Origin of the sequence: Baaleninema sp., from assembly GCF_049974805.1 — a bacterium.
Classification (GTDB): Bacteria; Cyanobacteriota; Cyanobacteriia; order Cyanobacteriales; family Geitlerinemataceae; genus Baaleninema.
This window is the reverse complement of record NZ_JBNGCO010000161.1, coordinates 1-7,397: the sequence shown is the minus strand read 5'-3', so window position 1 is coordinate 7,397 and position 7,397 is coordinate 1. Positions and strand designations below refer to the sequence as shown.

General features: G+C 50.1%; 8 protein-coding genes. 2 read left to right on the top strand and 6 right to left on the bottom strand.

Annotation, left to right across the window (positions count from 1 at the left end):
* Positions 1-183: 183 nt before the first annotated feature.
* The 5 genes from ACP5D4_RS20140 to ACP5D4_RS20120 form a co-directional block, all read right to left on the bottom strand.
* The gene (locus ACP5D4_RS20140; protein WP_428013400.1) at positions 184-837 is read right to left on the bottom strand and encodes a response regulator; all 654 of its coding nucleotides are present in this window, start codon (positions 835-837) and stop codon (positions 184-186) included.
* Positions 822-1,400 carry a sensor histidine kinase gene (locus ACP5D4_RS20135; protein WP_428013399.1) on the bottom strand — a complete coding sequence of 193 codons (579 nt, stop codon included), beginning with the start codon at positions 1,398-1,400 and terminating at the stop codon, positions 822-824. The genes ACP5D4_RS20140 and ACP5D4_RS20135 overlap by 16 nt, the downstream gene beginning before the upstream one ends.
* A complete protein-coding gene (locus ACP5D4_RS20130) occupies positions 1,358-2,971 on the bottom strand; it encodes a histidine kinase dimerization/phospho-acceptor domain-containing protein (RefSeq protein WP_428013398.1) in 1,614 nt (537 codons plus the stop codon). The genes ACP5D4_RS20135 and ACP5D4_RS20130 overlap by 43 nt, the downstream gene beginning before the upstream one ends.
* A gap of 197 nt (positions 2,972-3,168) precedes the next feature.
* Positions 3,169-4,827, bottom strand: coding sequence for an ABC1 kinase family protein (locus ACP5D4_RS20125; RefSeq protein ID WP_428013397.1), 1,659 nt, complete (start codon positions 4,825-4,827; stop codon positions 3,169-3,171).
* A 196-nt stretch (positions 4,828-5,023) separates the two neighbouring features.
* Positions 5,024-5,506: a hypothetical protein gene (locus ACP5D4_RS20120; RefSeq protein WP_428013396.1), complete on the bottom strand. Its 483-nt coding sequence runs from the start codon at positions 5,504-5,506 to the stop codon at positions 5,024-5,026.
* A gap of 146 nt (positions 5,507-5,652) precedes the next feature.
* Here ACP5D4_RS20120 and ACP5D4_RS20115 point away from each other — a divergent pair, with 146 nt between their 5' ends.
* Entirely contained in the window at positions 5,653-5,877 is a 225-nt protein-coding gene (locus ACP5D4_RS20115) for a chlorophyll a/b-binding protein (protein WP_428013395.1), read from the top strand.
* A 203-nt stretch (positions 5,878-6,080) separates the two neighbouring features.
* Here ACP5D4_RS20115 and ACP5D4_RS20110 read toward each other — a convergent pair whose 3' ends face one another.
* On the bottom strand, positions 6,081-6,560 hold the full coding sequence (locus ACP5D4_RS20110) for a hypothetical protein (RefSeq protein ID WP_428013394.1): 480 nt from the start codon (positions 6,558-6,560) through the stop codon (positions 6,081-6,083).
* A 288-nt stretch (positions 6,561-6,848) separates the two neighbouring features.
* On the opposite strand from ACP5D4_RS20110, the gene ACP5D4_RS20105 reads away from it, so the two are divergent.
* A partial coding sequence (locus tag ACP5D4_RS20105; protein ID WP_428013393.1) for a Uma2 family endonuclease occupies positions 6,849-7,397 on the top strand: 549 nt, incomplete at its 3' end.

Below are 7,397 nucleotides of genomic sequence, written 5' to 3'. Positions count from 1 at the left end.
CTACCTGAAGCTGGGGGCATGAAGCCCCCGTGCTTCAGCCGGGGGTGCTGACACTATCTCGAGTGGAATCGATCGCAAGGACAAACGGAAAAACGTTAACTCAGATGTATTTTACAAACTGAAGTGGGGATGACCTCCCCCAAAAATCCAGTATTTCCACGATAGCGAGTTTTTCAGCAAAAATTAGGCGTTGGAGCCGCTTTCATAATAGGTTTCTAGCAATTTCAACACCTCCCGTTCTTGAAAGCCCTTGACTAACTCGCCGATTTTTCGAGCGAAGGGGGCGTATTGAGGATTTTCTGAAGCGAGAGCGTCAACCTGCTTTTTCAATTTTCGCAAACTTCCCCGTTTCGCCGAATCCAACAACACCTCGAGTTCCGATAACGGCGGTGGAACGATGTCTTCTTCCTCTGTCGCCTCATCGGAAGTGCGATCGACCTTTTCCCGCGTCGGGATATCTAAATAAATCCACTCCAATTGTAAAAGTTTTTGGAGTTTACAGAGGAGGTCTTCAACCTGCACAGGTTTCGGTAAAAAATCGCTTCCTCCTAGGTCGAGGCTGCGATTTCGATCGCTTTCAAAAACACTCGCCGAAGACACAACAATCGGTATCCTTTGAAACTGGGGCATTTCCCGTAAATGGCGAATCGTCTCGAAACCGTCCAGTTCCGGCATCACCAAATCCGTTACGATTAAATCGGGAGATTCCGCCACCGCTTGAGTCACGCCTTCTTTACCGTTTTCCGCCTCAATAATCTCGAAGCCCAGCGGGGTTAAAATATGCTTCAACACCGCCCGATTTTCCCATTTATCATCGATGACTAAAATCTTCCGCATTTTTCCCCGATAGCCTTGGATTCGAGCATGTTTGAAAATTGCCAAACGACCCCAACTTTTCGCTCAGACAACTCCACATCGAACCAAAACGTACTCCCTTGTCCGAGAGTACTCTTGACGTGAATTTCGCTCCCCATTAACTTGACAATATTCTGAGCGATCGACAGTCCTAATCCCGTCCCTTCCGCGATTCGCGGTCCATCTCCCACCTGCTCGAAGGGTTTAAAAATTTTCTCAATTTGCCCCTGACTCATACCAATTCCCGTATCTTCAACGAGGAACCGAACTTTAACCTTTTTCGCCGCTTTGTCTTTCGATCGCAGGTTGCCGATGATGTTCGCCTGAAAGGTGACACTCCCCTGTTTAGTATATTTTACCGCATTTCCCAACAGATTAATCAATACCTGACGCAGGCGTTTTTCATCGGCATAAATAGCCTCGGGAAGTTGAGGATTGTTTTTATAAATAAATTCCAATCCCTTTTGATGGGCTTTAATTTGAAGCATCTCCGCAATTCCCGTCAAAAAGGATTGAAAATGGAATTCGTGGGGAAACAATTCCATTTTTTAGCCTCAATTTTAGACAAATCGAGAACGTCGTTAATTAAGGTCAATAAATGATTACCACATTGATGAATGACCTCAATTCCTTGTCGTTGTTGGTTGAGATCTGAACTGCGTTTCAAAATTTGGGCATATCCTAAAATACCGTTGAGGGGCGTTCGCAGTTCGTGACTCATATTCGCCAGAAATTCGCTTTTCGCTTGATTGGCGAGATCGGCTTTCTCTTTTGCCCGTTCCAGCTCCGCAGTTCGTTCTCGAACGCGGTCTTCTAACATCGAGAAAGACTCTTGTAACTGCTCGGTCATGTGATTAAAAGAACGAGCTAAATCTCCAAGTTCGTCCTTCCTTTTCGTGTCCAGCTTAATCTTGAAATTCCCCCGAGCAATCCCTTGAGTTGCACCCAATAGTTTTTGTAACGGTCGAGCGATTTTCTGTTGTAACACAAAAAACAGCACTGCCATCTCTAATACCAAATAAGCTAAGCCCACAACCACAATAAATTTTGTTGTTTTCCAGGCTTTTTCCTGAAGCAAGGCTTCCGGATAGACAGTAATCAAATACCAAGATGTGCTTTGGAGGCGAGCGACCGCTAAATATTCCCGATCTCGCTCGTTAAAAAAGACCACGCGATCGGGATTTCCGGATTTAACAATTTCAAAAATATGTAGAAGATCTTCGTTCCCCAAATCAGCAACAGATAGCCAACCGTCTCGGTTTTTGATTTCCTCAATAAACTCCGGATGAGCAATCAAATTCCCATCCGATCGCACGATAATATTATAAGTCCCTTTCAAAGAATCGTGAATAGTTCGCTGTAACAACTGCGTCAAAATAATATCGTGACCGATGGTTCCGATATGACGTCCGTTTTCATCATCAATAGGCGTTTCTCCAGATACCATCCAATCTCCCGTCACCGGATCGGAATACAATCGCGTCCAAAGCGTTTGACGTTGAGGATTGTATTCCGGCATCCCCAAATACGCCCATTCTTCGCGACGAATATCTAAACTCGGATCGACATCGAGTCCCCAAGTTGCCCCCGGCCAAAATATAACGATTCCCCCTTCCGGCAAGCTAATATAGGTATTGAGAAAGCGGTTTCGCCAGCCCGGCCCGTATTGTTGGACTAACTCGTAAAAGACGACGAGACGCTTGCGAATATCGTCCGTGAGAACCACGTCAGGACGAAGGAACACCGTCGGAAACTCTTGGGTATCGAAGTTTTCAGAAGGCATATTTTCCGGAACGTTACGAAGGCTTCCATCCGACCATCGATAGAAATAGCGATCGAACTTATCTTGCCAATCTTCCGAAGGGGTGGTTTGTAAGGCGTCGAGAACGTCTTGGCGGAGTAATTTATGGTTATCTTCAGCTAAGACAAAGATAGATTCTTCTCGTTTGGCGCGTTCGGTAATATATTTCGTGAGTTGGGTTTGGGTGTCTTGAGACAGTTGGGAAGTTAGATGGAAGTAACTAATACAAGAAATAATGGCAATAATGCCGATAATTTGCAGACCCATGTTCCGCAAGGTAGCACGGGTTAAAGATTCCTGGGGAGCGATCGCCATTTCAATCCGAGTGAATGAAGGTCTGAGTTTTTCAAGGATCGCCAGCCTCGATCGAGACGCGATCGTGAGAACTGGCCATCGTCGAACTTGTTGAGTTCTTCACCCATCATCTCCCATTGCGATTTAATTTGTAGTCAGAGCGATCGCAATCCCCAAGTATTTTTAAAACCGTTTTGGCAAACCGTTCTGGCAAACCATTACTTCAGCTGACCCGATCGCACGATCTTATACAACAACACCAACCCAATTAAACTCGCCGCCCCGAACAAAACATTCGTAATCAGCGTCAATTGCGGCGTTTGCGCCCCCGTCGAGAGAATCGCCGCCCCCAAAATCAACGCACTCAACACCGTCCCAAACGTGCGACGGTTGGCCGACTCGTCCAAACTGCGCCGCAGCGAGTCCAACCCTTCCACCCGCAAATTAAACCGCAGCGTTTCGTTACTCAAGCGGTTGAGTAGAAAACTCACCTGACGGGGCGATTCCAGAGAGAGGTTCTTAAACTCCAGCGTCGTCCGAAACAAGGCCTGAACCGGGTCGTCGCCGATGAGTTCTTTTCGGAAAATATCCGTCATCAGCGGTTTCACTTCCTCAAGGACGTTGACCTCCGGGTTGAACTGACGCGCTACCCCTTCCAAATTTCCCAGAGATTTCGCAAACAAACCGATATTTCCCGGCCAGCGCAAATGGTTTCGTCTGGCGGCTTGCAGAACCTCATAAAACGCTTCGCTGGTGTTGAGTTCCGACAAACTCAGGTTGTAGTAACGGCGCAACAGTTGCACGTAATCCCCTTCCAACCGAGCCAGATCGATCGGTTGCGTGGGTTCGGCCAGTTGCAAACTCAACTGAGCGCAGCGAGAAGCGTCCGCATTAACGATGGCCAACAGCAATTCCGTCAACGCCGACCGCGTTCTCGGGTCGAGAGACCCCACCATCCCGCAATCGAGAATCCCCAAACGGCCGTCTTTCAAATAAAACAGGTTTCCCGGGTGGGGGTCGGCGTGGAAAAAGCCATCGCTGAGGAACTGTTGGAAAAACGCCCGGAAAATTAACGTGGTCAGTTCCGCGCGTTCGGTGTCGAGGCTTCCGTCTTTTTGGCTTCCCCGTAAATGCGCTTTCAGCAGCGGAACGCCATCGAGCCATTCCATAATCAAGAGTTTGCGCGTCGTCAAACTCCGTTCGATGGCGGGAACTTTCAACCGTTCCGGCTCGAACCAGGGACTCGAAGACAGGTTTTGACGGAGTTTGTCCGTGTAATTGGCTTCTTTGGTGAAGTCGAGTTCCGCGTAGAGAGCTTTTCCGAATTCGTCGGCCAGTCCCACCACGTCGTAACTTTTCCCGAATTCCGTCGTGGCCATCAGTTTGGCGATGTTTTTAATCAAATCCACATCTTGCGCCACCAGAGCTTCGATACCGGGACGCTGGACTTTCATCACCATCTCGCGGCCGTCCCGCAGGCGAACCCGGTGAACTTGCGCCATCGACCCGGCGGCTAGGGGTTGAGTGTCGATGTCGGAAAAGACTTCTTCGAGGGGGCGGGGGAGTCCTTGGCGAACGACGGGTTCGATGTCCCCCCAGGGAACGGGGGGAACTTGCGCGTGGAGGGTACTCAACGCCTCGATGTAGTCGGGGGGAAGTAAATCGGGGCGCGTACTCATCAGTTGACCGAGTTTGACGTAGACCGGCCCCAAGTCGGTGAGGATGTTGCGTAGGACTTCGGGGGGGGGAATGTCCGGTTCTCCGGCCGGTTCTCCAGTCTGTCCGGTGCTGAGAAGACTCCGCATATAGTCCCAGCCGTTGCTGAGAACGACTTCAAGGATTTCCCCCTGACGGGAATTTCGGGCAAGTTTCAGCATAAGAGATTGGCTCGATCGAGTAAGGAAACGCTCGACAGCGGGTCGGTTTCCGAGATACGTCTCTCCTCAAGTTTAATCAACTTTACGATTTTAGCGGTTTTGTTGACATATTATTTGTTTTGTGATAAATAAACACCCCAAAGTTCGAGGTCGATCGAACCTTGGGGTGTTTCGCGAGACATCTCGAACGGAATCTTTAGGAATCTTTCTTAGCCGCCTCGTCCGCCGTCGCCGAGGGGGTTTCCGCTTCCGAAGAGTCCTTCGGTTGCGTGATAATTTTCCAAGCAGTTTCCGCCGCTTCTTGCAGTCGTCCGCCGAACTCTTCGATCTCTTTCATCAGACCGTCCCAACGGGTTTGAACCTCGTTTTGCGCCATTTTCACGGCGTTATCGAGAGATTCCTGTTGCTCTTTAGCAAACTGTTCGGTCTGTTCGATGGTCTGTTTCGCGTCGTCGATGGCTTTGAGATAGGCTTCTTGAGTGCGATCGTTAGCCGCTTGAACTTCCGCTTGAGCTTTGCGACGGATAGCTTCGAGCAGTTCCATCGCCTTGTTTTTAACCTCTTGGTCGGCGTCTGGCATATCGCGATCGACCATTTCGCGAGTTTCATCGCTAACATCGACGATGGCGGAGTCTTTAGGAATCGGTTGGTTTTCCGGGGTTTGGGATTCGGGAGCCATAAGATTGCAGTAAAATTCATCAAACTGCCTTCACGATAATCGAATTCCTCAAATTTGGCCGTCGTGACGACCGAACAAGACCCAACCGAACGGAAACGGGCAGAATGTTAAGGTGAGATTACACTGTTCGATCAAGAGTTCTCGTCATGGCAAAACCCAACGCAGCCACCGATAAAGGATTCGGTTCCCAAACCGACGCCACCAAAAAATCCGCCGCCAAGTCCTCCACCGAGTCTAAAGGCGGCGCATTAGGATTTACGAAAAAAGCCGAGCTGTGGAACGGACGCCTCGCCATGCTCGGTTTTTTAGCCCTCGTCCTCATCGAACTCATCACCAACCAGGGAATTCTGGAGTTTTTGGGAATTCGATGAGGGTACGATTGGGAAGTCGGTGCGTGACGCGGTAACATCCCATTTTCCGGATTTCAGCGACCGATGGACGCCCGCGTCACGGCATCCTTGTATGTTGGCGCTGTACATGGTCGGTGCGTGACAATTTGTTCGTCTCACGATTTACACCCGATTTTTCAAGTCACGCACCCTACCACTGTTCCCTATACATTATTGCCGAACCATTACCGAACCGCCGCCTGACAGGTTTCGAGGACTCGTTGGCTGGTGTGGCTGGGATGCTCCAGTTCGTGGAAGCCTTGCAGAGAGGTTACAGGTGCAGTCGGTTGACCGTCGGCGACCACCGCTTCTGAGGTCAGAGCAATGTTATAAGCGTAAGTGTCGTTGCGATAGCTGTCGATGATGTTTAACGCCAGTCGATCGCGATCGACATCGCCGTAGAAACAATCAAAGGAAGAATGAGGTTGGTAGAATCCCCCCACGACGCGATCGCCTTGCACCTCGAATACCATATAGGTTTCCCCGATTTGTTGCGCTTGGGGAACCGAACCGTAAACGTGAGTCCCTTCCACCAGCGTCGGCGTCACGGTGTCGAGTCGGGTGGCTACGGCTAGAGATTCGGCTCGTGTCGCGGTGGTGAAGGTCACGCCAGAGACGATGGCGATGACGGCTTGAGCAATAGCGAAGGTGCGATCGAACATCATGCAGACTCCCTGTTCCGAACTCGACAGTCTTACTCTCTCGCGTTTCGGGGGCTGCGGTCAGTGACCCTGTGACAGATTTCGAGCTGTTCTCGTCACATAGGATACGTGATTCTACATAGGTCGAAAGTGTGATTTCGATCGCCTATCCTTTAAATAAGTTCTGCTTATTAAATTCGAGAGTTCCAGAACCATCGCAGGGATCGATCGGGTCTCCCTTGAGCGAACGGAGTCGTTGCCGTGGATTTGCTAGAATCGCGATCGCCCCCCAGATTCTCCACAATTGCGATCGTGACGGTTCTACAGATCGAACTTGCACCCACGATAACCCTTACAGACGCTCAGTTTGCCGAGATTTGCCGCAACAACCGCGATCTCCGCTTCGAGCGTACTGCCAAAGGCGATTTAATTGTCATGCCTCCAACAGGAAGCGAAACCGGAAACCGTAATTTCAACCTCAGCGGCCAACTTTGGCTGTGGAATCGGCAAACCCAACTCGGCTATGCATTCGACTCTTCAATAGGCTTTACCTTACCCAACGGCGCAATTCGTTCCCCCGATGCCTCTTGGATTGCCCGCGATGGCTGGGACGCCTTAACCCCAGAAGAACGCCAAGGCTTCGCGCCAATTTGTCCAGATTTCGTCGTGGAATTGCGATCGAAAAGCGATCGCCTAAAACTGTTACAAGAAAAAATGACAGAATACCTCGACTGTGGCTGTCGCCTGGGGTGGCTTCTCGATGTCGCGCAAAAGCGAGTTGAAGTGTATCGAGCCGGTGAATCTGTACTGACATCCTCCCGACACCGACCCGTTCCGGGTACGGTGCGGGGTTCCTCTTTC